We start from the raw sequence: 23555 nt of genomic DNA on the forward strand, positions 1-23555 counted from the left end.
AGGACGGTGCAAAGCATGCGTAAACCAATTATCGCAGGTAACTGGAAAATGAATAAAACTCTATCTGAAGCAGTTAGCTTCGTAGAGGAAGTTAAAGGTCAAATCCCAGCAGCTTCAGCTGTTGATGCAGTAGTTTGCTCTCCAGCTCTATTCTTAGAGCGCCTTGTAGCAGCAACTGAAGGAACTGACTTACAAGTAGGTGCACAAAACATGCACTTCGAAAAAAATGGTGCATTCACTGGCGAAATTAGCCCAGTAGCACTTAGCGACTTAAAAGTTGGCTATGTAGTACTTGGCCACTCTGAGCGTCGTGAAATGTTTGCTGAAACAGATGAGTCAGTAAACAAAAAGACTATCGCAGCATTTGAACATGGTTTAACACCAATCGTATGTTGTGGTGAGACTTTAGAAGAGCGCGAAAGCGGAAAAACATTTGATCTAGTAGCAGGTCAAGTGACAAAAGCACTTGCAGGTTTAACAGAAGAGCAAGTTAAAGCAACTGTTATCGCTTATGAGCCAATCTGGGCTATCGGTACAGGTAAATCTTCTTCTTCTGCAGATGCAAACGAAGTATGTGCGCACATCCGTAAAGTTGTTGCAGAAGCTGTTTCTCCAGAAGCTGCAGAAGCTGTTCGTATCCAATACGGCGGTAGCGTAAAACCAGAAAACATTAAAGAGTATATGGCACAATCTGACATCGACGGCGCTTTAGTTGGCGGTGCTAGCTTAGAGCCTGCTTCGTTCTTAGGTCTTCTGGGGGCGGTAAAATGAGAAAGCCAACAGCTTTAATCATTCTTGACGGTTTCGGACTTCGTGAAGAAACTTACGGGAATGCTGTAGCACAAGCTAAGAAACCTAATTTTGATGGTTACTGGAACAAATTCCCTCACACAACGCTTACAGCTTGTGGCGAGGCAGTAGGTCTTCCAGAAGGTCAAATGGGTAACTCTGAGGTTGGTCACTTAAATATCGGTGCTGGCCGCGTAGTATATCAAAGCTTAACACGCGTTAACGTTGCAATTCGTGAAGGCGAGTTCGATAAGAACGAAACTTTTCAAAATGCAATTAAAAGCGTAAAGGAAAAAGGTACTGCACTTCATTTATTCGGTTTACTTTCTGACGGTGGTGTGCACAGTCACATGAACCATATGTTTGCTCTTCTTCGCTTAGCAGCAAAAGAAGGCGTGGAGAAAGTTTATATCCATGCATTCTTAGACGGCCGCGATGTTGGACCACAAACAGCAAAAGGTTATATCGATGCAACGAATGAAGTAATTAAAGAAACAGGAGTAGGACAATTCGCGACTATCTCTGGTCGTTATTACTCTATGGACCGTGACAAGCGTTGGGATCGCGTAGAAAAATGTTACAGTGCTATGGTGAATGGTGAAGGACCTACTTATAAATCGGCAGAAGAGTGTGTAGAAGACTCTTATGCTAACGGTATCTATGATGAATTCGTATTGCCGTCTGTAATTGTTAACGAAGATAACACGCCAGTTGCAACAATCAATGATGATGATGCAGTTATCTTCTATAACTTCCGTCCAGACCGTGCAATTCAAATTGCTCGTGTATTTACAAACGAAGACTTCCGTGAGTTCGATCGTGGTGAAAAAGTACCTCACATTCCAGAATTCGTATGTATGACACACTTCAGTGAAACTGTAGATGGATACGTGGCATTCAAGCCAATGAACCTTGATAACACTTTAGGTGAAGTTGTTGCGCAAGCGGGATTAAAGCAACTTCGCATCGCGGAAACTGAAAAGTATCCGCACGTTACATTCTTCTTTAGCGGTGGTCGTGAGGCTGAATTCCCAGGAGAAGAACGTATCTTAATTAACTCACCAAAGGTTGCAACGTATGACTTGAAACCTGAAATGAGCATTTACGAAGTAACGGACGCTTTAGTAAATGAAATCGAAAATGATAAACATGATGTTATCATTCTTAACTTTGCGAACTGTGATATGGTTGGCCATTCTGGGATGATGGAACCAACAATTAAAGCAGTAGAAGCAACTGACGAATGTTTAGGAAAAGTTGTAGAAGCGATTCTTGCAAAAGATGGTGTAGCACTTATTACTGCTGACCATGGTAATGCTGATCAGGAGTTAACTGCTGATGGTGGTCCTATGACAGCTCATACAACTAACCCGGTTCCTTTCATCGTTACAAAAAATGATGTAGAGCTTCGTGAAGGTGGTATTTTAGGAGATATCGCTCCAACAATGCTTACACTTTTAAATGTGGAACAACCGAAAGAAATGACAGGTAAAACAATTATTAAATAATTTGCTTATATAAAAAGGAGAGAATTTATTATGTCAACAATTATTGATGTTTATGCTCGCGAAGTCCTTGACTCTCGTGGTAACCCAACTGTAGAAGTAGAAGTTTACACAGAAAGCGGCGCTTTCGGACGCGCTATCGTACCAAGTGGTGCATCTACTGGTGAGCACGAAGCAGTAGAATTACGTGACGGTGACAAATCTCGTTACCTTGGTAAAGGTGTTGTTAACGCAGTAAACAACGTTAACGAAATTATCGCTCCAGAAATCGCTGGTTTCGATGTAACTGACCAAGCTGGTATCGACCGTGCTATGATCGAATTAGATGGCACTCCAAACAAAGGTAAACTAGGCGCTAACGCTATCCTTGGTGTATCTATGGCAGTAGCTCACGCAGCAGCTGACTTCGTAGGTCTTCCATTATACCGTTACCTTGGTGGATTCAATGCAAAACAATTACCAACTCCAATGATGAACATCATCAACGGTGGTTCTCACGCTGATAACAACGTTGACTTCCAAGAGTTCATGATCTTACCAGTTGGTGCTCCAACATTCAAAGAATCAATCCGTATGGGTGCTGAAGTATTCCATGCACTTAAAGCTGTATTACATGACAAAGGTCTTAACACTGCAGTAGGTGACGAAGGTGGATTCGCTCCAAACCTTGGTTCTAACCGTGAAGCTTTAGAAGTAATCATCGAAGCTATCGAAAAAGCTGGTTACAAAGCTGGCGAGAACGTATTCTTAGGAATGGACGTTGCTTCTTCTGAGTTCTACAACAAAGAAACTGGTAAATATGACCTTGCAGGCGAAGGCCGTACTGGCTTAACTTCTGCAGAAATGGTTGATTTCTATGAAGAGCTTTGCAAAGACTTCCCAATTATCTCTATCGAAGATGGTTTAGACGAAAACGACTGGGATGGTCACAAATTATTAACTGAGCGTATCGGTGATAAAGTACAATTAGTTGGTGATGATTTATTCGTAACTAACACTCAAAAACTTGCTGAAGGTATCGAAAAAGGTATCTCTAACTCAATCTTAATTAAAGTTAACCAAATCGGTACTTTAACTGAGACTTTCGAAGCTATCGAAATGGCTAAACGTGCTGGTTACACAGCAGTTGTATCTCACCGTTCTGGTGAAACTGAAGATGCTACAATCGCTGACATCGCAGTTGCAACTAACGCTGGCCAAATCAAAACTGGTTCTATGAGCCGTACTGACCGTATTGCTAAGTACAACCAATTATTACGCATCGAAGACGAACTAGGCGAAATCGCTGTTTACGATGGTATCAAATCTTTCTATAACATCAAACGATAATTGTAGAAAATAAACGACAGACCGTGAGAAATCACGGTCTGTTTTTTTATGCTAAAATTGTTCACCCGTCATAAGTGACATGAAATGTTTGAAGAAGCGGTTATAGTCAAAATCAATTGCGATTTGATGAACCGGCCAATCAATAAATGGCTTCTGGTTCACTAGAGAGCGAAATTCCCCTATGCTTGCTCCTTGTGCAGAGGATTCTGTCATGACAACAATAGGTGATTTATGATACGTGAACATAGAGTTATCAAATAAAGCGAGTATTGGCATTGTGTCATGGAAGGGGCTCCCCTTTAAATGTGGTAGGGCGTCTTTATAATATCCGTAGTAATAATGATCAAATAACGGTTTGACAAGTGGAGCTTTTCCTTTTGCCTCAATGTATTCTGCCATTTCTGGTGTAATGACGGAATATTGGGTAACGTTTAATGGGTATATGTACATGTTAACTGCGGATTGAAGGACTATATTAGCAGCAGTAGGATCGCCATAAAAGTTTGCTTCGGAAATAGGGGTAACATTACCAGGATGTAAAAAGGCACCGCCCATTACGTAGTAAGGTTTAATTTGTTTCATTAACTGTTTGCACATGATAAACAAAATTGCTAGGGAGGTAAGTCTTCCTAAACTCACAATGATTAATTCATCTTTATACTGTTCAATAAGAGGAATGACTTCAAAAAAATTCTCCATTTCTCCGTTAGTCACATTCACCTTTGGAATAATTGGACCGAGCCCCTGTTTCCCATGTACATCCGTAAAAAACGCAGGTGGGGCACCAGTAAGGGGACGTTCTGAACCACCGAATATCTTGATATTTCTATTCTTTGTTTCGTTATTAAAAAAATGAGCATTTTCTACGGCCATTTTTTTTGGAACATTGCCGTAATCAGCAACGATACCGACGATTTCTATTTCATCGATAAAGAATGCTAAGAGGAGAGCCATCGTATCATCAATCCCAGGATCACAAAAAATGAGAACTTTTTTGGGCATATGTTCACCACCTATCTTGTTTATCCGGTACAAATCCGCTTGGTGAGGGCTAATAATTAATGGGGATGAGGAAAACCTCAATGATTAAAGTTTCACTTTATATATATGTAAGTTTAAGGATAAAAAGATTATTTTATTGAAATAATAGTCTTTTAAATTCAGAAAATAAAAACTTTTTATATTAGGTCAAGGTTTTTGACGTAATTTTCGTTTAGAAATGCAGTCATATCAAGGTTGTAAGCGTATAACATAGGCTGTTTTTGCTGTCAAGTTGATAAATTGCAGCTTTTTACAATTTATACTATGATAAAGATATTAACAGAAGATCGTATAAACATGAGGGATGATGAACATGAAATTTACAAAGATTCTTGTCCAAATTGCTGCTCTTTACGTGTTTTATATGGTTGGAACTTGGGTGCAAGAAATGTTAAATATTCCGATTCCAGGAAGTTTGATTGGAATGTTCCTCTTACTTGTTTTACTTAGCCTAAAAGTTCTTCCAGTGAAATGGTTCGATTTAGGAGCAGAAACACTCGTTGCTATTATGCCGTTTTTATTAATTCCGCCAACGCTTGGCCTAATGAATTACGGTGCTTTTTTTATGAGTAAAGGAATTTCTCTTTTCATTACAGTTGTAGCGAGTACATTTTTAATTATTATTGTCGCAGGACATACAGGACAATATCTTGCGAATAGGAAGGAAAGAGAGTCGCGATGAGCCAAATATTAATCGGAATCGGTTGGGTTCTTTTTACGGTGCTATTATATCAATTATCTAAAAAAATCTATAAATTATTTCCAACACCATTCACCATTCCAATGCTTGTAGCAACTGGATTAATGGCTTTCCTATTTATCGTGCTTGATATACCATATCAACATTATATGGAAAGTGGTGGTGGCTGGATTGCAAAGCTACTTGGACCCGGTGTTGTAGCATTTGCAATTCCTCTTTATAAACAACGTCATGTTCTGCAAAAATATGTTGTACCGATTGCTGGCGGGGTATTAGTAGGTACAACAGTTGCAATCGCTAGTGATTTTGCGATTGCTTCACTTATGGGAACGGATAAAAGCTTAATCTTATCGTCATTACCAAAATCGGTGACAATGCCAGTTGCGATGAGTGTTTCAGAGCAAGTCGGTGGTGTACCTTCCTTAACAGCAGCTTTCGTTGTTATCGCAGGTATTACTGGAACGATTACAGGCCCACTTTTATTAAAATGGAGCCGTGTTACAAACTCAGTTGGTAAAGGTATCGGATTTGGATGTGCTTCTCATATTATGGGCGTGATGAGAGCGATGAAAAATAACGAACATGAAGGTGTTATTGGATCGGTAACAATGACATTAACAGCAATTTTGACATGTTTACTTGGACCGTTATTTGCGATGATGTTTATGTAATAGAAGAAAAGCGAGAGCGCCTCTATAGCTCTCGCTTTTCTATAGAATTTATGCTACAGTTACAATAACTGAATCTTTGTAGGAGGTACGCCAAGTGCATACGTTATTATCAGTTTTACTTATTATTGTATCGATTTTAATGATTGTTATGGTACTTATGCAATCTAGTAATAGCTCAGGCCTTTCAGGTGCAATTTCAGGCGGTGCGGAGCAATTATTTGGTAAGCAAAAGGCACGTGGAATTGAAGCGGTATTAAACCGTATTACAATTGTTTTAGCTGTATTGTTCTTTGTATTAACAATTGGTGTTACGTACTTCAATTTATAGAATTGAAAGAAGAAGCGTTAGTAAGTTGTACTAATGGTTCTTCTTTTTTGTTATTTGAAAAAAGTTTCTAATTAGATTATAGAAATACAAATATGGTACACTAGATATAGAAAGAATACGACTAGATTACAGAAGAGAAAGAGGAGAAATACATGATGAAATTAGCATCTCCGAAACCATTTACATTTGAGGGTGGAGACCGCGCTGTTTTATTACTACATGGATTCACAGGGAACTCAGCTGATGTACGTATGTTAGGGCGTTTCTTAGAAAAGAAAGGCTATACTTGTCATGCGCCAATTTATAAAGGGCACGGTGTACCACCAGAAGAGCTTGTTCATACAGGGCCTACAGATTGGTGGCAAGATGTAACGGAGGCATATCAGCTTTTAAAAGATAAAGGTTTTGAGAAAATTGCTGTTGTTGGATTGTCACTTGGCGGCGTATTTTCTTTAAAATTAGGTTATACAGTACCGGTTTTAGGTGTAGTACCAATGTGTGCACCGATGTATATTAAGAGCGAAGAAACGATGTACCAAGGTATATTGGCATATGCCCGCGAATATAAAAAACGTGAGCAAAAATCACCTGAACAAATTGAACAAGAAATGTTGGAATTCCAAAAGACACCGATGAATACATTAAAAGCATTACAACAATTAATTGCTGACGTACGTAACAATGTGGATATGATTTATGCGCCAACATTTGTTGTACAAGCACGTCATGACGAAATGATTAATACAGATAGTGCTAACATTATTTATAACGGTGTAGAATCTACGTTAAAAGACATTAAATGGTATGAAGACTCTACGCATGTCATTACACTTGATAAACAACGTGACGAGCTACATGAGGATGTATATAACTTCTTGGAGCAACTAGATTGGTAAGATCTAGTTGCCTCTTTTTTTCATAAGGAATTTTTTGTGAAAACTGTAAAAATCATAAGGGGAGTATTGAAGTTTCACTTTATACATCCCCTATCTTTCGGATACACTAAATAATATAAGGTTTTAAAGGAGGTATTTTTGCTTGGAAGAAATCATACAAGAACATATTGATAAGTTGTTATTATTTATGAGAGAAGAAGCGTATAAACCGCTAACGATACAAGAGTTAGAAGAGGCATTTGGAATTGAAGGTTCTGAGGGTTTTAAAGATTTTGTAAAGGCACTTGTAACGATGGAAGAGAAGGGACTTGTTATTCGTACACGTAGCAACCGTTACGGTCTTCCTGAAAAGATGAATTTAGTAAGAGGTAAGTTAATTGGACATGCACGTGGTTTTGCATTCGTTGTACCAGACGAGAAGAAAACGGGAGACGATGATCTTTTCATCCCGCCTACAGAATTAAACGGTGCACTTCATGGCGATACAGTATTAGCACGCCTTAGTTCTCAATCGAGCGGTTCGCGTCAAGAAGGTTCAATTGTACGCATTTTAGAGCGTGGAACGAAAGAACTAGTTGGTACATATACAGAATCGAAAAACTTTGGATTCGTTATACCTGACAATAAGCGCTGGACGAGTGATATCTTTATCTTGAAAAGCGCATCGATGGGTGCTGTAGAAGGTCATAAAGTAGTTGTGAAAATTACGAGCTATCCAGAGAATCGTTTAAGTGCAGAAGGTGAAGTTATTCAAATTCTAGGTCATAAAAATGATCCAGGAGTAGATATTTTATCTGTCATTCATAAACATCATTTACCTTTAGCATTCCCTGAGGAAGTGATGGAGCATGCAAACAGTGTACCAGAAACGATTTCAGAAGAAGATTTAAAAGATCGCCGCGACCTGCGCGATCAAATGATCGTAACGATTGATGGTGCAGATGCGAAAGACTTAGATGATGCTGTTACAGTAACGAAGCTTGAGAACGGTAACTACAAGCTAGGCGTTCACATTGCGGATGTAAGTCATTACGTTCAAGAAGGCTCTCCAATTGATGTTGAAGCAGCGGAAAGAGCGACGAGTGTATATCTTGTTGACCGTGTAATCCCGATGATTCCGCATCGTCTATCTAACGGTATTTGTTCATTAAATCCGAAAGTAGACCGTCTGACGTTATCTTGTGAAATGGAAATCAACAACTTAGGTGATGTTGTTAAACACGAGATTTTCCAAAGTGTGATTAAAACGGCAGAGCGTATGACGTATGCTGACGTAAGAAGCATTTTAGAAGATGAGAACGAAGAGTTAATTAAGCGTTATGAGCCGCTCGTACCGATGTTTAAAGAGATGGGTCAATTGGCACAAATTTTACGTGAAAAACGTATGCGCCGTGGTGCAATTGACTTTGACTTTAAAGAAGCGAAAGTATTAGTGGATGAAGAAGGAAAACCGACTGATGTTGTTATGCGTGATCGTTCTGTTTCAGAGAAGTTAATTGAAGAATTTATGCTTGTTGCGAATGAAACAGTAGCAGAGCACTTCCACTGGATGAACGTACCGTTTATGTACCGTGTCCATGAAGATCCGAAAGAAGATAAGCTTGAGCGTTTCTTCGAGTTTGTAACGAACTTCGGATATGCGGTAAAAGGACGTGCGAATGAAGTGCACCCTCGTGCGCTGCAACAAATTCTTGAAATGGTTCAAGGACAGCCAGAAGAAGTAGTTATTTCAACAGTTATGCTTCGTTCTATGAAGCAAGCTCGTTACGATGCGGATAGTTTAGGACATTTCGGTTTATCAACTGAGTTCTACACACATTTCACATCACCAATTCGTCGTTACCCAGATACAATCGTTCATAGATTAATTCGTGAATACATTATTAATGGTAAAGTCGACAACGAAACGCAAGCAAAATGGCGTGAAAAATTACCTGAGATTGCAGAGCACTCTTCTAATATGGAACGCCGTGCTGTTGAAGCAGAGCGTGAAACAGATGAGATGAAAAAAGCAGAGTATATGGTTGATAAGATCGGTGAAGAGTATGACGGTATGATTAGTTCTGTAACAAACTTCGGTTTATTCGTAGAGCTTCCAAATACAATTGAAGGTCTTGTACACGTTAGCTACTTAACGGATGATTACTACCGTTATGACGAGCAACATTTCGCTATGATCGGAGAACGTACAGGAAACGTATTCCGCATCGGTGATGAAATTACAATTCGCGTTATTAACGTAAACAAAGACGAGCGTGCAATCGACTTTGAAATCGTTGGCATGAAAGGCACACCTCGCCGTAAGTTCAAAGATCGTCCAGTCGTTATCGAACAGCCAAGAACAGGCAGAAAGAAACGCGGTGGACGTAGCGAGCGCAGTAATGAGCGCGGCGGTGAACGTGGCACAGGTAGAAAATTTGACCGTGGTGGCAAAGGAAAAGGAAGAGGATCTGCATCTGCATCCGCTTCTGCTAGCCAGCCAGGAAAAAAAGATGGTAACGGTAAGAAGAAAAAAGCATTCTTCGAAAACGTACCAGGATTCAAGAAGAAAAAGAAAAAGCGTAAGTAAGAAAAGAGTGGCTTCGCTTTGATGAAAAGCGGGGCCGTTTTCTTTTTTCTTCGTGGCTTGAGAGCGAGCCACTTTCGCTTTTAATGGAATCCAGCTACAGTGGCTAGAATGTTCGGCGGCTTCACTTCTTCCCGAGAGGCAAAGAGCGCCTCAAGGTCAGAAGCTCCATCCACCTCACATTCTGAGCGAGCCACTTTCGCTTTTTATTAACATTTGTTACAATAGTAAAAATAGAGGAGGGACGTTATATGCCAAAGGGTACAGGTAAGGTTATTGCACAGAATAAAAAAGCATTTCATGATTATTTCATCGAAGAAACATACGAAGCAGGGCTTGTCCTTCAAGGAACGGAAATTAAGTCAATTCGCGCTGGACGCGTAAACTTGAAAGATGCGTTTGCACGTGTACATAATGGTGAAGTATGGGTTCATAATATGCACATTAATACGTACGAACAAGGGAATCGTTTCAACCATGATCCACTTCGTACGAGAAAATTACTTCTGCATAAAAAAGAAATTGATAAGCTAGCGGGCGCTGCGAAAGAAACAGGTTACGCATTAGTTCCACTTAGAATTTATTTGAAAAATGGATTTGCAAAGATGGCACTTGGTTTAGCAAAAGGTAAGAAGCAATACGATAAACGTCACGATTTAAAAGAGAAAGAAGCTAAACGTGAAATTGCACGCGCGTTCCGTGATCGCCAAAAGATGTAATACAGATATTTACATTTGTAAAATGGAGCGCGTATGTTATAATAACTTATGTAAGGTTGTTGCACATTGAAAAACAGCTCTTAGTAGCTATCACGATATTTTCTTCGTATGCTCCATTTTTATCATGGGGACGTTACGGATTCGACAGGGATAGTTCGAGCTTAGGTTGCGAGTCGAGGGGATCGGCCTCGTTAAAACGTCAAAGCCTATAATTGGCAAACAAAACAATCTTTCTTTAGCTGCTTAATTGCACTAAAGGTTCCTCCCTCCATCGTCCATGTGGTAGGGTAAGGGACTCAAACTAAGTGGACTACGCCGGAGTTCGCCGTCTGAGGACAAAGGAAGAGAACAACCAGACTAGCAACTTGGAAGCCTGTCGATAGGCCGAAGAGTTCGCGAAATGCTAATATATCGACTACACTCGTAGAAGCTTAAGTGCCGATATTTTTGGACGTGGGTTCGACTCCCACCGTCTCCACCAATACATATTTGGTGGTTTTTTATTTTGTATAATATGAACCATAATTTTGCCAGGTTGGTGAGGTTATGGTTCTTTTTGTTTGTGGTTTTATAGAATGCTGAAGTTGATGGGACGGTATCCCTGAAAGAGAGAATAAAAAATGGTTATTGATGATAAGCGGGTAGATACTATAGCAGATTGTAAACGCTCAATTGTTAAGTAGTTATTATTTTTTTACTTTATTCGAATCTTCATATGTTTTGTGTTTTTATCCATACCTATTGTAAGATTATATAGAGTTCTCCTAATAAACTGTTTTAATGGATTATTTAGGGGTTTTAAATTTATAAATCTTAAATTATTTTTTCGGGATAATTTTTTTATCTAAATAATTTATATTGAAGTAGAGGTGAACCATCGGTGAAGCAGGTGTTGGTGATTAAAAATGAACGGTCTTCAGCAAAGAAAATCGTAAGCGGTTTAACGCAAGAGGGCCATTTCATTTTAAAACTTCACAATGAAAACCAAGGTTTAAATATAGCATATGAGCAAGATTGGGATATTATCATATTGGATTGGGATTCATTAAGTATATCGGGACCAGAAATTTGTAGACAAATACGACTTGTTAAAACGACACCAATCATTATTGTGACCAACAATATTTCTAGCGAGGATTGCATAGCAGGGTTACAAGCAGGAGCAGATGATTATATTAGAAAACCATTTGTGAAGGAAGAATTAGTAGCGAGAGTTCAAGCTATTTTAAGAAGAAGTGACTATAACCAGCAAAATGAGACAAACTTTTTTCAGTTTAAAGATCTCTTTGTTGATGCATCTAGCAATATTGTGAAAAAAGGTGGCAAAAATCTCTCGCTTACGAAGCGCGAGTACGATTTACTTGTATTTTTAATTAAGAATAAAAATACGATATTAAGCCGTGAAATGCTTTTGAATCAAGTTTGGGGATATGACGTAGTAGTAAATCCGAATGTAGTAGACTTATATATTGGGTATGTAAGAAAAAAGCTAAAGTGCGAGAAGAAAGATAGATATATTCAAACGATACATGGCAGAGGCTATTCAATGGTTGAATGATAAAAATAAGATAATAAAGTAGTTTCTGTGAAATATTAGCTATTACTGCGCGTATTTTGTAAGGGAAGGTCTCTGTCCCGTATTTGTTGAGAAAGTATTTAATGAAGGTTAATCAACAGTCCTGACCGCACATATTACTTTTTATGCTTGATTTTATGAATTCATACGATTCACAAGATTTTCACAGAATTAATGACTATACTAATTAACAGGATGTTCAAATGAAAATGATTATCAATAGCGATTCAATTGAATAAAAGTTACCTTCTAATTCAATCTATGGATGTCATCATTTTCGAAATAAATCACACTATAAGGAGTATACATATGAAAAAATCTATGCTTTTAAAATTAGTGAGTATTCTAGCAATTTTTACTTTAATGTTAGTGGCTTGCTCAGATTCAAGTAAAGAAACTTCGAAGGCTAATAATAAAGATAATGGTAATGATAAGCCAAAAACGGTTGAAATCACTGATGCTCATGGAACTGTTAAAGTACCTGTAAACCCAAAGAATGTAGTTGCTTTGGATAACAGAACTTTTGAAACTTTATCTGATTGGGGAATTAAATTAGTGGCTGCTCCAAAGGATATCATGCCTGCTGATTCAGCATATAAAAAGGATGAAAAAGTTCAAAATATTGGAAATCACCGCGAACCAAATCTTGAAATTATTGCAGCGGCAAACCCTGACCTTGTAATCGTTGGTCAAAGATTTGCTGATCATTACGAAGAAATCAAAAAATTAGTGCCAAATGCAGCTGTTATTGATCTTAATTTTGATGTTTCTGAGAAATCTACTACGCCTGGAAAAAATTTAGTAGATGGACTTAAAAATTCTACAACTACTCTAGGAAAAATCTTTGATAAAGATAAAGAAGCTAAACAATTAGTAGCTGATTTCGATAAATCTATTGAAAAAGCAAAATCTGCTTATAACGGAAAAGATAAAGTTATGAGTGTTATCGTTACTGGTGGAAATATTGGCTTTGCTGCTCCACATTCTGGTCGCGTTTGGGGACCTATGTATGACATTTTCGGTTGGACTCCAGCATTAGAAGTTTCGAATTCTACTGCAGGTCATAAAGGTGATGACGTTTCTGTTGAAGCTATTGCACAAACAAATCCTGATTGGCTTTTCGTATTAGATCGTGATGCTGCAACATCTGATGCAGCTAAGTCAGCTCCAGCTAAGGATGTTATTTCTAAATCACCAGCTCTTCAAAACACAACTGCTGTTTCTAAAAAACAAGTTATTTATGCACCAGAAGATACTTACACAAATGAATCAATTCAAACTTATATAGAGTTATTTGGAAATCTTGCAAAAACTTTAGCTAAGTAGTGTAAAGGGGTACGAAACAGTGTCAAAAAATATGATTTCTAGGGTTGAGAATATTTCTCAACCCCAGTTTTATAATCAAAATAAAATATGGACAAAACCTTTTATAATAGCGATTGTAGTTGTTATAATTTTAGGGATTATATCACTGTTTACTGGAGTTTATGATATACGTGGACAAGAGGACGGAATGGAGATGTTTTTCATCACTCGTGTTCCGAGAACAGTTGCATTAATGCTTACTGGAGCTGCAATGGCGATGGCAGGGCTCGTCATGCAACTCATTACACAGAATCGCTTTGTTGAACCTACTACAACGGGGACGATTGAATGGTCAGGCTTAGGCCTGCTTTTTGTGTATTTACTATTTCCTGCCCCGACTTTAGTTCAAAGAATGACTGGTGCAATCATTTTTTCTTTTATAGGAACTATGATTTTCTTTCTATTTTTAAGAAGAGTTAAGCTTCGTTCGTCTTTAATTGTTCCGATTATTGGATTGATGCTTGGAGCAGTAATTTCTGCAGTGTCTACTTTTTTAGGACTCCTTTTTCAAAAGACGCAAAGTATTGAAACTTGGTTTGTAGGTTCATTTGCTAACATTCAGGTGGGAAGATATGAATATTTATGGCTGATTGTTATCATTACTTTTCTTATTTTTATGTATGCTAATAGATTGACTTTAGCTGGACTAGGAGAAGATGTCGCAACAAGTCTTGGAGTTAATTACAATAGAATTGTTCTTTTTGGGACTGCTCTTATCTCTGTTGCAGTTGGAATTGTTGCAGCTGTTATTGGACACTTACCTTTCTTAGGATTAATTGTGCCAAATATCGTTTCAATGTTTAGAGGTGATGATCTTAGGAGTAATTTACCTTGGGTTTGTGTGATCGGAATGGGATCAATAACTGCCTGTGACATCATTTCTCGAACAATTATACAGCCTTTTGAATTACCTGTTTCTTTAATACTTGCAACAGTGGGAGCAGTCGTGTTTATTACTATTTTATTGAGAAAAAGAAAACCAAGGAGGCTACGATGATCACATTAGAATATAGAAAAAAAGAAAATGTCGAAATCGATTCTAGCCTTCATAATGAAAGTAGATCAGCTAGCGCTTTTCGGTCTAAGAAGGAAGCAAGACGTTATTGGATTTTACTGATAACATTGATTGCTTTAGGTCTTCTTTCTTCATATGGACTTTTAGTTTATAACAATCCAGTTCCGATAGATTCACCTTCTTTTATCCCAGTCGTTAAGAGAAGGATAGTAGCTATTGTTGCAATGATTATTGCTGCGGTTTGCCATAGCTTGTCGACAGTTGCTTTCCAATCTATTACGAATAATAAAATTATTACTCCTTCACTTTTAGGTTTCGAATCACTTTATTCAGCAATTCAAACGAGTACAGTATTCTTCTTTGGTGCTAGTGCGTTAATAAATTTTAATGGAATTGGATCATTTTTATTCCAAGTTGTTGTTATGGTCTTCATGAGTTTAATACTTTATGGATGGTTACTTTCCGGTAAATACGGGAATTTACAACTTATGCTTTTAGTTGGAATTATTATTGGTACCGGGCTAAATTCTGTGTCAACTTTCATGAGAAAACTACTTGCGCCTTCAGAATTTGATATTTTACAAGCAAGATTATTTGGTTCTGTTAATCATGCAGATCCTGCATATTTTCCTATTGTAATTCCTATGATCATAATTGTAGCGGTATTAATTTTTGCTCATTCTAAGAATTTGAATGTTTTGTCACTAGGAAAAGATGTTGCTACTTCTTTTGGAGTTAAATATCAACCTAGTGTAATTTATACGCTTGTATTAGTAGCTATTTTGATGTCTATTTCAACAGCTCTAATTGGGCCACTTACTTTCTACGGCTTTTTAGTAGCAACTTTGAGTTATCAGGCGGCGTCAACTTATGATCATAGATATATTTTCCCAATGGCTTTTGCTATAGGATTTTTAATAATGACGAGCGCATACTTTTTAATGTATCATGTATTCCATGCTCAAGGTGTAGTTTCAGTTATTATTGAATTATTTGGTGGAATCATATTCTTAACTATAGTTTTAAGGAAGAGGGCTTTATGATAAAAATTGATAATGTTAAAAAGTTCTATACTGATAAGGTAAAAATAGGACCTTTGGATATTGAAATACCAAAAGCAGGCTTTACTTCTTTAATTGGACCAAATGGTGCTGGAAAGTCAACGACACTTTTGATGATTGGCAGACTTTTAGATATGGATGAAGGCCAAATTCAGGTAGCAAATATGGATGTTTCTGAATCTAAATCGAAAGACTTAGCAAAAGTTTTGACTATATTGCGACAAGAAAATCATTTTGTAACTAGGCTTACAGTTAGACAATTAGTTGGATTTGGGCGCTTTCCTTATTCAAAGGGAAGATTGACTAAAGAAGATGAGGTTATCATTTCTAAATATATCGATTTCTTAGATTTAACTAGTTTAGAGAATAGATATTTAGATGAGCTTTCTGGTGGTCAAAGACAAAGGGCATATGTAGCGATGGTATTGTGCCAAGAGACGGAATATGTACTTTTGGACGAACCTCTGAACAACCTTGATGTTGCTCGTTCTGTTCAAATGATGGAGCATTTAAGACGTGCAGCTAATGAATTTGGAAGAACAATTTTGACTGTTATGCATGACATAAATTTTGCAGCTAAATACTCGGATAAAATTTGTGCTATGAAAGATGGACAAATTGCTGCTTTTGGAACAGTAGAAGAGGTTATGGACTCAACACTTTTGACAGATATTTTTGAAACAAAAATAGAAATTATTAATGGTCCTTATGGGCCAATCGCAGTTTATTAGTTATAAAATGTGAAAAAATACTGTAGCTTGCGTAGATTATGCAAGCCACTCTAGTTGAAGTTGCTGTCTGTATTTTATAGGCAGCAGCTTTTTTTATGTGATTACTTATAAAATGCAAAAGAATACTTCACCTTTTCAAGTATGTACCAAACGAAAAAAATATCTCTGTATAACTTTTTAAAAGAATTCAGCTTGTTTTTTTATATGTAATATTGCATATCAGAGTGTATTGATAAAAGTGTAAGGGGTCACTATAATGAGGGCATAAAGATAAATCAAAATTTCGTAGCAATAAAAAGGAGGAAATAATATGGAAATCGCAATGGCAGTTTTAAAATTTGTAGGTGGCGTAATCCCGTTAATTCAAGAACTTTTAAAAGCATTTATGTAAGTTTATTAGTTAGCTATCATTTATCAATCATTATCATATTTTACTAAAAAAAGAACGGGGTGATTTTTCTGAATATTAAGAAAAACACTAAAAGAAGAAAGTTCCTTGCATGTTTATTAGTTAGTCTATGCACTATTAATTATTCATCTATTTCCTTCGCAGAAACACAAGCAAGTAATGCAACTGATGTAACCAAAAATGCTAGTGGCATTGATACTGGTATAGCAAATCTTAAATATAATAATCAAGAGGTTTTAGCTGTAAATGGTGATAAAGTAGAAAGTTTTGTTCCGAAAGAAAGTATCAATTCAAATGGTAAATTTGTAGTAGTGGAACGCGAGAAAAAATCACTTACAACGTCACCAGTCGATATTTCAATTATTGATTCTGTAGTGAATCGCACGTATCCAGGAGCTGTACAACTTGCAAATAAAGCTTTTGCAGACAATCAACCAAGTTTATTAGTGGCTAAGAGAAAGCCTTTGAATATTAGTATAGACTTACCGGGCATGAGAAAAGAAAATACAATCACTGTCCAAAATCCGACATATGGTAATGTAGCTGGAGCAGTAGACGATTTAGTATCTACTTGGAATGAAAAGTATTCTACAACACATACGTTACCTGCAAGAATGCAGTATACGGAATCTATGGTTTATAGTAAATCACAAATAGCAAGTGCTCTTAATGTTAACGCTAAATATCTTGATAACAGTCTAAACATTGATTTTAATGCGGTTGCAAATGGAGAGAAAAAAGTGATGGTAGCGGCGTATAAGCAAATATTTTATACGGTAAGTGCTGAACTACCTAACAATCCATCCGACCTTTTTGATAATAGCGTTACTTTTGACGAGTTAACTCGAAAAGGCGTAAGTAATTCGGCTCCACCTGTTATGGTTTCAAATGTAGCTTATGGTAGAACGATTTATGTAAAATTAGAAACAACATCTAAGAGCAAAGATGTACAAGCTGCTTTTAAAGCCTTACTTAAGAATAACAGCGTTGAAACAAGTGGACAGTATAAAGATATTTTTGAAGAAAGTACCTTTACTGCTGTAGTATTAGGCGGAGATGCGAAAGAGCATAACAAGGTTGTTACTAAAGATTTCAATGAAATCCGAAATATCATTAAAGATAATGCTGAATTAAGTCTTAAAAATCCAGCATACCCAATTTCATATACAAGCACTTTCTTAAAAGATAATGCAACTGCTGCTGTTCATAACAATACAGATTATATTGAGACGACAACTACAGAATATTCAAGTGCTAAAATGACACTTGATCATTACGGTGCTTACGTTGCTCAATTTGATGTATCTTGGGATGAATTCACATTTGACCAAAAGGGTAACGAAGTATTAACACATAAAACATGGGATGGTAGCGGAAAAGACAAAACGGCTCATTACTCTACAGTTATCCCTCTTCCACCGAACTCAAAAAATATAAAAATTGTAGCAAGAGAATGTACAGGTCTTGCATGGGAATGGTGGAGAACAATTATTAATGAACAAAATGTTCCATTAACAAATGAAATAAAAGTTTCAATTGGAGGAACAACATTATACCCAACAGCTAGTATTAGTCATTAAGTATAAAACAAGCGCCCTATAAGTAGGGCGCTTTTTACTTGGTCACAAATTTTATTTTGTATCGGTATGTTTTTAAGTTTTGTAAATCATCAACTATAAGGTGGGAATATTGTGCAGAAGAAAAGCTACATGTTTTTCGTCTTTTCGTTCTCTTGCTTAATAAGAAAGATCCTGTAACTCAGTACAGGATCTTTAATCAAACGTTTTTAAAAGCTAAATTGTGGTTTCATATCACCTTTATAAGGTTCATGTTCAACAAATATAGTTATATCCTTACCAGCTTGGTCTTTACCAGTTCTCTTATACGTAAATTTATTCTTATTTAGTTCAGTAAGTTCAAGAGCAGCACCGTATTTGTTATTTCCAATTGAAACATGGGCTCTTATTTTATTTTCGTGTACAACATCGAAGTAGCCATAATCACCGCGGCTTTGACCTGTTTCGCTATTGAAAAACTCATATTTATTAGATTTGTCATCAAATTTTGCTAGACTTATAAAATTCGAATTAAACTGTGTTACATCGTTACCAGCTTCGTCTAATACCTTTGTTCCGTGCCAAAGGGTACCGCCCAAAATTTTATCTCCATCAACGTTTTTAACAATATCTCCTGTAGTCGTGTTCAGCTGCTTGTCCGGATCAGTGAAAGAAAGTTCTTTTTCTTTATATGGAACATGTTCAACGAAAACTTCTACATCTTTACCGTTAGCGTCTTTCCCTATTCGTTTATAAGTAAATACATTTTTATTTAGTTTTGTCATGTCAACGACAGCTTGATACTTCATTGATTCTGAAATTAATATTCTCTTTTTCCCATCATTTGTGATAAAGAAAGTTCCTTTATCGCCACGACTTGCACCTGTTTTAGCATCAAAAAATTCATATCTGCCGGACTTCGCATCATATTTTGCAAGACCAATGAAGTTTGCATTCTCTTTTGTTAAGTCATTCTTATCTTTGTCATACACTCGTGTACCTTGCCAATTTGTCTCGCTAAGAATATTAGCCATTTTTTGCCCTTTAGTTAATTTATTTTCCTTTTTTGTTTCTTTAGCAACTTGTTCTTGCTTTTGTTTCCCATGATTTTCTTCAGCTTTAGTACCAGCACACCCTGTTAATGCTAATGTGAATCCGAGCAGTACGGATGATAGTGCTTTTGTTTTTTTGTTCATGTTTTATCGTCTCCTTATTTTATGATTTCAAGTAGTACGGTTAGCGATTATAGTAGCAGTGCGTCATATATAAACTTAATTGCTACGTTTCTTATGTTAATCCCCGACTATAAACTGCCTCTAAATAAAACATTAAAAAAAGATAAACTAATTCCTAAAAAATGTTCATATTTATAAAAAATTGCTAGCTTGCTGTAGTGCCTACGAGTAATCCCAAAAATACATTGTAAAGAAGAAGGAAAGCCACTAACAATAATGTAATTGCTAATAGAGCTAATCGATTGTAGTGCAAAACTTTTGAGGAAAACTGTAAGGAAAATGAAGATTTTATAGAATTCGCTTCGTATAGGAAGGGGATGCCCATGTTTGATTCAACAGATTTTAAGATTATACAATTACTACAAGAAAACGCTAGAATGAACTGGAAGGAAATTGGGGAGATAGTACATTTGACTGGCCAGGCTGTTGGGAAACGAATTAATAAATTAGAAGAGGCAGGTGTCATTCAAAAATATACGATAAATATTGACAGGGCTAAGCTAGAAGGTTCTATTATGACCTTTGTTACACTATTTTTGCATGCACCGCACTATCATAATCAAATTCAAAACTTTTTTGAAAAAATGGACGTAATTACTGAAATGTATCGTATAAGCGGCGATGGGTGCTATGTCATGACTCTTCACACATCTTCGCATCAGCAATTAGAAGAGGCTCTTGCAGATGTTTTACATTATGGTGATTATCGTATAAATACTGTTATTAAGACAATTGAAAAAAAGAAAGGATAAGATACTTATCCTTTCTTTTCTCATATGGAACTGTAATTCTTTATTTGCTTTTGTTTATAAAACAGCTCGCTGACATGATTGTTGCATAAATATCACCAAACTCTAATGCACTCATGAACGATTGATGAGCGTGTACTGCGGGGATTACATTTCCTTGGAATTCTAAATCTTTTGTTGTACAAGCATCTTCAATTACAATACATTGAAATCCGAAGTCACTGGCAGCGCGTACTGTTGCATCAATACATACATGAGTCATCATACCGCAAATGACTAATTGATCTATTTCTTCTGTCTTTAATGTTTCTAATAAATTTGTTCTTAAAAAACTGTTAGGGTGGTGTTTTTGAATGACTCTTTCGTTAGCAATCGGTTGTACATCATCATAAATTTGAACACCTACTGTATCGGGTAAGAAGAAAGTAGCCCCTTCATTGTTCGCAATATGTTGTACGTGAATAACTGTTTTATGCTTTTCACGAAATACTTTCAAAACTTCTTTCGCTTTGTGTGCGGCTTTTTCAGGTTGATGTAATTCCATATTGCCGCCTGCAAAGTAATCATTTTGTATGTCTACTAATAGTAACGCCTCTTTCATCGTTATTCCCCCATACTTAGTGATTTAGTACGTTATTTGTACTGTACCGTTATTATATAAATTGTAGCTATGCGGAAGTAATAACGTCGTGAAACGATTTTAACGTATATAGTTTCATTGTGAAAAAGGTGAAAGTTGGTATAGGTACAAATGGATTTTGTGGAATTCACGGCAAAGTTATAGGTAGAGTGGCGTTGTAGGATAAAAACATAACTTTGCTAGAGGAGCGGGTTATGGTTTTTTTATGAGGAAATACAATTTTAAGTTTTTGCTGAGGGTGTTTTTCTGGGGTATGCTGTGAGTGGAGGGAGGTAGTGTCGGATATTGTCGACCGATCGATATATTGGAAAAATCGTTGATATATTGTGAGTTATGATAGATATATTGGAAAAATCGTTGATATATTGCGAGTTGTGATAGATATATTGAAAAAATCGTTGATATATTTGTAAAGGGGTGTTTGAGATGATTGTGAAAGAAAGAAAAATGCCGATTTATATAAGACAGTTAGAAGCGCTTCTTAGAAGGTTACCTGTACATCATCCAAAACGAAATTTAATTGGAGAAAACTTAGCAAAACACATGGCGGGGTATAAAGGGGAGCAAGCAATTGATTATCCACTTAGTTTTATTTCTGAGAAAGAGTACAGTGTTTTACATGACGTTCGCTTATCTAATCATGATCAATACTTTCAAATTGATACTATTATCCTTTCCACAAAGTTTCTTCTTTTTCTTGAGATAAAAAATATAGCAGGTACATTAATGTTTGATGCAAAGTTTAATCAACTTATCCGAATAACAGAAGGAAATTCAGAGGGATTTCCAGATCCGGTTTTACAAATAAAAAGGCAAGAAATACAACTAAAGAAATGGTTAAGCTTACATGGATTTTCCTCTAGTCTTCCGATCGAGTCCCTCGTTGTTATTAGCTCGCCTCGTACCATTATAAAATCTTCAGATGACAATCTTCTTCATACAATTATTCATAGTGCAAATTTACCTCATAAAATAAAGTGGTTTGAAAGTAAATATAAGAGAAAGGTTATAGATAATGTAGATAGGCTCATTCATCAAATAATAATGGAGCATTCTCCACTTCAACAAAATATACTTGAGCAATATAAAATAGAAAAAGAGGAGTTGTTAAATGGAGTACAATGTGAGAAATGCTTAGTTATTCCAATGGTTAAAGTGAAGAAGGGGTGGCGTTGTAAAAGTTGTAAAGATTTTTCAAAAGTGGCGCATGAGGGTGCTATACGAGATTATGCATTGCTTATTAGTACGACATGTACGAACGGTAATTTGAAAGAGTTTCTCCATGTTTCGTCGGGTATGGTTGTAAACAGAATTCTCCACACACTAAATCTGCCCTTCACTGGCAACAACAAAGGACGAATATATGATTTAACTTCTTTCCAATCGTAATTTTGCTATAATAAATAAGTACTTATACGAAGGGGAGTCTAAAGAGAGTATGAAGTCATTTAATATCGATCATGTTATAGCTAGTGTTTTGCAATGGATATTAAATATAGCCTTAATTATATTATCCATTGTGTTATCAATTTTCTTAGTGAATGAGACCATTACGTTCGTGCAGTATATTTTTTCGGCAAAAGAGTATACGTCTTATAAATTGGTTGAAAGTATCATCGTCTATTTCTTATACTTCGAGTTCATTGCATTAATTATTAAGTATTTTAAATCGAATTATCATTTTCCGTTACGCTATTTTATTTATATCGGAATTACGGCCTTAATTCGATTAATTATTGTGTCTCATGAGGAACCGATGGAGACGTTATTATACGCAGGAGCAATTCTTGTTTTAGTTATTGCTTTATACATATCAAATATGAGAGATTTGAGAAAAGAGTAGTAGTGCAGACATAAGTCAGCACTACTTTTTTACATCTTGACCTTCAAGTTGCTTGAAAGTTTACAATGAAATTAGGGCGTTTGAAATCGAAAAAAATTGAGAAATTAAGTGAAGAGGTTTCTTTTACTTGGAGGTTATAGGAATGAATCAGGAATTGAAGTTACGTCCATTAGAACGAGAAGATTTAAAGTTTGTACACGAACTGAATAATAATGCGCATATTATGTCGTATTGGTTTGAAGAGCCGTATGAGGCATTTGTGGAGCTGCAAGACTTATATGATAAACATATACATGATCAAAGCGAACGCCGATTTATCGTTGAGAAAGACAATGAAATGGTTGGATTAGTTGAGTTAGTAGAAATCGATTATATTCACCGTAGAACAGAATTCCAAATTATTATTGATCCGAATTATCAAGGATATGGTTATGCAGTGGATGCGACGCGTTTAGCAATGGATTACGCTTTTTCCGTACTAAATATGCATAAGATTTATTTAGTTGTGGATAAGGAAAATGAAAAGGCAGTACATGTTTATAAAAAAGTTGGGTTTATGGTAGAAGGTGAGCTTATCGATGAGTTTTTCGTTGATGGTAACTATCATAATGCAATAAGAATGTGTATGTTTCAGAAGCAATATTTTGAAAACAAGTAGTTGAAAGATTCGGAAGTAATGTTGACGCTTCGTAAAACCGTATGCTAAAATCCTTTTTAAGTATTAAGGAAGGTGCATAATATGCTTTATATAAAATTTGTAAAACTCATTAGAAAACTTTGCTCCGCACAAATGTATACGGTGAAGCGTTGTACGGAGCTTAATCAAGGGGC

General features: G+C 36.4%; 22 protein-coding genes and 1 other RNA gene. 20 read left to right on the forward strand and 3 right to left on the reverse strand.

Annotated elements, in window-relative coordinates; all coding sequences use genetic code 11:
• The first annotated feature begins 15 nt into the window (after positions 1-15).
• From tpiA to eno, 3 genes are read left to right on the forward strand one after another with little or no spacing between them, the layout of a single operon-like run.
• A complete protein-coding gene (gene tpiA, locus ACQGSG_RS02485; protein WP_001231038.1) occupies positions 16-771 on the forward strand; it encodes a triose-phosphate isomerase in 756 nt (251 codons plus the stop codon).
• Positions 768-2297 (forward strand): 2,3-bisphosphoglycerate-independent phosphoglycerate mutase, encoded by a 1530-nt coding sequence (gene gpmI / locus ACQGSG_RS02490; protein WP_001231158.1) that lies wholly within the window; start codon positions 768-770, stop codon positions 2295-2297. Before tpiA ends, gpmI begins: the two co-directional genes overlap by 4 nt.
• A 30-nt stretch (positions 2298-2327) precedes the next feature.
• Positions 2328-3623 (forward strand): phosphopyruvate hydratase, encoded by a 1296-nt coding sequence (eno, locus tag ACQGSG_RS02495; protein WP_000103951.1) that lies wholly within the window; start codon positions 2328-2330, stop codon positions 3621-3623.
• A gap of 51 nt (positions 3624-3674) precedes the next feature.
• Here the strand turns inward: eno and ACQGSG_RS02500 are convergent, their stop codons facing one another.
• Complete coding sequence (locus ACQGSG_RS02500) at positions 3675-4625, reverse strand: nucleoside hydrolase (protein WP_098581757.1); 951 nt, start codon at positions 4623-4625, stop codon at positions 3675-3677.
• A 352-nt stretch (positions 4626-4977) separates the two neighbouring features.
• Here ACQGSG_RS02500 and ACQGSG_RS02505 point away from each other — a divergent pair, with 352 nt between their 5' ends.
• The 13 genes from ACQGSG_RS02505 to alo all read left to right on the forward strand — a co-directional run bounded on the left by ACQGSG_RS02505 (position 4978) and on the right by alo (position 18281).
• Positions 4978-5346, forward strand: coding sequence for a CidA/LrgA family holin-like protein (locus ACQGSG_RS02505; RefSeq protein ID WP_000673222.1), 369 nt, complete (start codon positions 4978-4980; stop codon positions 5344-5346).
• Complete coding sequence (locus ACQGSG_RS02510; RefSeq protein WP_000078304.1) at positions 5343-6035, forward strand: LrgB family protein; 693 nt, start codon at positions 5343-5345, stop codon at positions 6033-6035. Before ACQGSG_RS02505 ends, ACQGSG_RS02510 begins: the two co-directional genes overlap by 4 nt.
• A gap of 94 nt (positions 6036-6129) precedes the next feature.
• Positions 6130-6363: a preprotein translocase subunit SecG gene (secG, locus tag ACQGSG_RS02515; protein ID WP_000557264.1), complete on the forward strand. Its 234-nt coding sequence runs from the start codon at positions 6130-6132 to the stop codon at positions 6361-6363.
• 155 nt (positions 6364-6518) lie between these two features.
• Entirely contained in the window at positions 6519-7259 is a 741-nt protein-coding gene (estA, locus tag ACQGSG_RS02520) for a carboxylesterase (RefSeq protein WP_000761986.1), read from the forward strand.
• Between the two features lie 142 nt (positions 7260-7401).
• Entirely contained in the window at positions 7402-9828 is a 2427-nt protein-coding gene (gene rnr, locus ACQGSG_RS02525) for a ribonuclease R (RefSeq protein WP_325842562.1), read from the forward strand.
• 248 nt (positions 9829-10076) lie between these two features.
• Positions 10077-10544: an SsrA-binding protein gene (gene smpB / locus ACQGSG_RS02530; RefSeq protein WP_001123919.1), complete on the forward strand. Its 468-nt coding sequence runs from the start codon at positions 10077-10079 to the stop codon at positions 10542-10544.
• A gap of 126 nt (positions 10545-10670) precedes the next feature.
• Positions 10671-11025: a transfer-messenger RNA gene (gene ssrA / locus ACQGSG_RS02535) on the forward strand.
• A 399-nt stretch (positions 11026-11424) separates the two neighbouring features.
• Complete coding sequence (locus tag ACQGSG_RS02540; protein ID WP_000815809.1) at positions 11425-12102, forward strand: response regulator transcription factor; 678 nt, start codon at positions 11425-11427, stop codon at positions 12100-12102.
• 327 nt (positions 12103-12429) lie between these two features.
• On the forward strand, positions 12430-13446 hold the full coding sequence (locus ACQGSG_RS02545) for a siderophore ABC transporter substrate-binding protein (RefSeq protein ID WP_214631729.1): 1017 nt from the start codon (positions 12430-12432) through the stop codon (positions 13444-13446).
• Between the two features lie 19 nt (positions 13447-13465).
• Entirely contained in the window at positions 13466-14482 is a 1017-nt protein-coding gene (locus ACQGSG_RS02550) for an ABC transporter permease (protein ID WP_061655239.1), read from the forward strand.
• Positions 14479-15543, forward strand: coding sequence for an iron chelate uptake ABC transporter family permease subunit (locus ACQGSG_RS02555; protein WP_000631245.1), 1065 nt, complete (start codon positions 14479-14481; stop codon positions 15541-15543). The genes ACQGSG_RS02550 and ACQGSG_RS02555 overlap by 4 nt, the downstream gene beginning before the upstream one ends.
• Positions 15540-16292: an ABC transporter ATP-binding protein gene (locus ACQGSG_RS02560; protein ID WP_000590071.1), complete on the forward strand. Its 753-nt coding sequence runs from the start codon at positions 15540-15542 to the stop codon at positions 16290-16292. The genes ACQGSG_RS02555 and ACQGSG_RS02560 overlap by 4 nt, the downstream gene beginning before the upstream one ends.
• A 450-nt stretch (positions 16293-16742) precedes the next feature.
• The gene (alo, locus tag ACQGSG_RS02565; protein ID WP_000576728.1) at positions 16743-18281 is read left to right on the forward strand and encodes an anthrolysin O/cereolysin O family cholesterol-dependent cytolysin Alo; all 1539 of its coding nucleotides are present in this window, start codon (positions 16743-16745) and stop codon (positions 18279-18281) included.
• Between the two features lie 206 nt (positions 18282-18487).
• Here alo and ACQGSG_RS02570 read toward each other — a convergent pair whose 3' ends face one another.
• Complete coding sequence (locus ACQGSG_RS02570) at positions 18488-19453, reverse strand: DUF4822 domain-containing protein (protein ID WP_048568710.1); 966 nt, start codon at positions 19451-19453, stop codon at positions 18488-18490.
• Between the two features lie 362 nt (positions 19454-19815).
• Here ACQGSG_RS02570 and ACQGSG_RS02575 point away from each other — a divergent pair, with 362 nt between their 5' ends.
• Entirely contained in the window at positions 19816-20244 is a 429-nt protein-coding gene (locus tag ACQGSG_RS02575; protein ID WP_229180809.1) for an Lrp/AsnC family transcriptional regulator, read from the forward strand.
• Between the two features lie 40 nt (positions 20245-20284).
• Here the strand turns inward: ACQGSG_RS02575 and ACQGSG_RS02580 are convergent, their stop codons facing one another.
• Complete coding sequence (locus ACQGSG_RS02580) at positions 20285-20842, reverse strand: cysteine hydrolase family protein (RefSeq protein ID WP_098877232.1); 558 nt, start codon at positions 20840-20842, stop codon at positions 20285-20287.
• A 465-nt stretch (positions 20843-21307) separates the two neighbouring features.
• Here ACQGSG_RS02580 and ACQGSG_RS02585 point away from each other — a divergent pair, with 465 nt between their 5' ends.
• From ACQGSG_RS02585 to speG, 3 genes are all read left to right on the forward strand, one after another.
• Positions 21308-22270, forward strand: a complete 963-nt coding sequence (locus ACQGSG_RS02585; RefSeq protein ID WP_070757732.1) for a nuclease-related domain-containing protein — start codon at positions 21308-21310, stop codon at positions 22268-22270.
• 49 nt (positions 22271-22319) lie between these two features.
• Positions 22320-22724: a phosphate-starvation-inducible protein PsiE gene (gene psiE / locus ACQGSG_RS02590; RefSeq protein WP_000834708.1), complete on the forward strand. Its 405-nt coding sequence runs from the start codon at positions 22320-22322 to the stop codon at positions 22722-22724.
• A gap of 142 nt (positions 22725-22866) precedes the next feature.
• Positions 22867-23382: a spermidine N1-acetyltransferase gene (gene speG, locus ACQGSG_RS02595; RefSeq protein ID WP_001071092.1), complete on the forward strand. Its 516-nt coding sequence runs from the start codon at positions 22867-22869 to the stop codon at positions 23380-23382.
• The last annotated feature ends 173 nt before the right edge of the window (positions 23383-23555 follow it).

The sequence above is a fragment of the Bacillus sp. GMa5/1 genome (assembly GCF_050172015.1).
In the GTDB taxonomy this organism is placed as follows: Bacteria; Bacillota; Bacilli; order Bacillales; family Bacillaceae_G; genus Bacillus_A; species Bacillus_A cereus.

Bases quoted from the DNA above. Each gene is read 5' to 3' on its own strand.
- ACQGSG_RS02580 (WP_098877232.1), bottom strand. From the start codon at position 20,842: ATGAAAGAGGCGTTACTATTAGTAGACATACAAAATGATTACTTTGCA.
- ACQGSG_RS02575 (WP_229180809.1), top strand. From the start codon at position 19,816: ATGTTTGATTCAACAGATTTTAAGATTATACAATTACTACAAGAAAAC.
- ACQGSG_RS02570 (WP_048568710.1), bottom strand. From the start codon at position 19,453: ATGAACAAAAAAACAAAAGCACTATCATCCGTACTGCTCGGATTCACA.
- gpmI (WP_001231158.1), top strand. From the start codon at position 768: ATGAGAAAGCCAACAGCTTTAATCATTCTTGACGGTTTCGGACTTCGT.
- ACQGSG_RS02555 (WP_000631245.1), top strand. From the start codon at position 14,479: ATGATCACATTAGAATATAGAAAAAAAGAAAATGTCGAAATCGATTCT.
- ACQGSG_RS02505 (WP_000673222.1), top strand. From the start codon at position 4,978: ATGAAATTTACAAAGATTCTTGTCCAAATTGCTGCTCTTTACGTGTTT.
- tpiA (WP_001231038.1), top strand. From the start codon at position 16: ATGCGTAAACCAATTATCGCAGGTAACTGGAAAATGAATAAAACTCTA.
- estA (WP_000761986.1), top strand. From the start codon at position 6,519: ATGAAATTAGCATCTCCGAAACCATTTACATTTGAGGGTGGAGACCGC.
- smpB (WP_001123919.1), top strand. From the start codon at position 10,077: ATGCCAAAGGGTACAGGTAAGGTTATTGCACAGAATAAAAAAGCATTT.
- ACQGSG_RS02545 (WP_214631729.1), top strand. From the start codon at position 12,430: ATGAAAAAATCTATGCTTTTAAAATTAGTGAGTATTCTAGCAATTTTT.
- ACQGSG_RS02560 (WP_000590071.1), top strand. From the start codon at position 15,540: ATGATAAAAATTGATAATGTTAAAAAGTTCTATACTGATAAGGTAAAA.
- ACQGSG_RS02510 (WP_000078304.1), top strand. From the start codon at position 5,343: ATGAGCCAAATATTAATCGGAATCGGTTGGGTTCTTTTTACGGTGCTA.
- speG (WP_001071092.1), top strand. From the start codon at position 22,867: ATGAATCAGGAATTGAAGTTACGTCCATTAGAACGAGAAGATTTAAAG.
- psiE (WP_000834708.1), top strand. From the start codon at position 22,320: ATGAAGTCATTTAATATCGATCATGTTATAGCTAGTGTTTTGCAATGG.
- eno (WP_000103951.1), top strand. From the start codon at position 2,328: ATGTCAACAATTATTGATGTTTATGCTCGCGAAGTCCTTGACTCTCGT.
- ACQGSG_RS02500 (WP_098581757.1), bottom strand. From the start codon at position 4,625: ATGCCCAAAAAAGTTCTCATTTTTTGTGATCCTGGGATTGATGATACG.
- ACQGSG_RS02585 (WP_070757732.1), top strand. From the start codon at position 21,308: ATGATTGTGAAAGAAAGAAAAATGCCGATTTATATAAGACAGTTAGAA.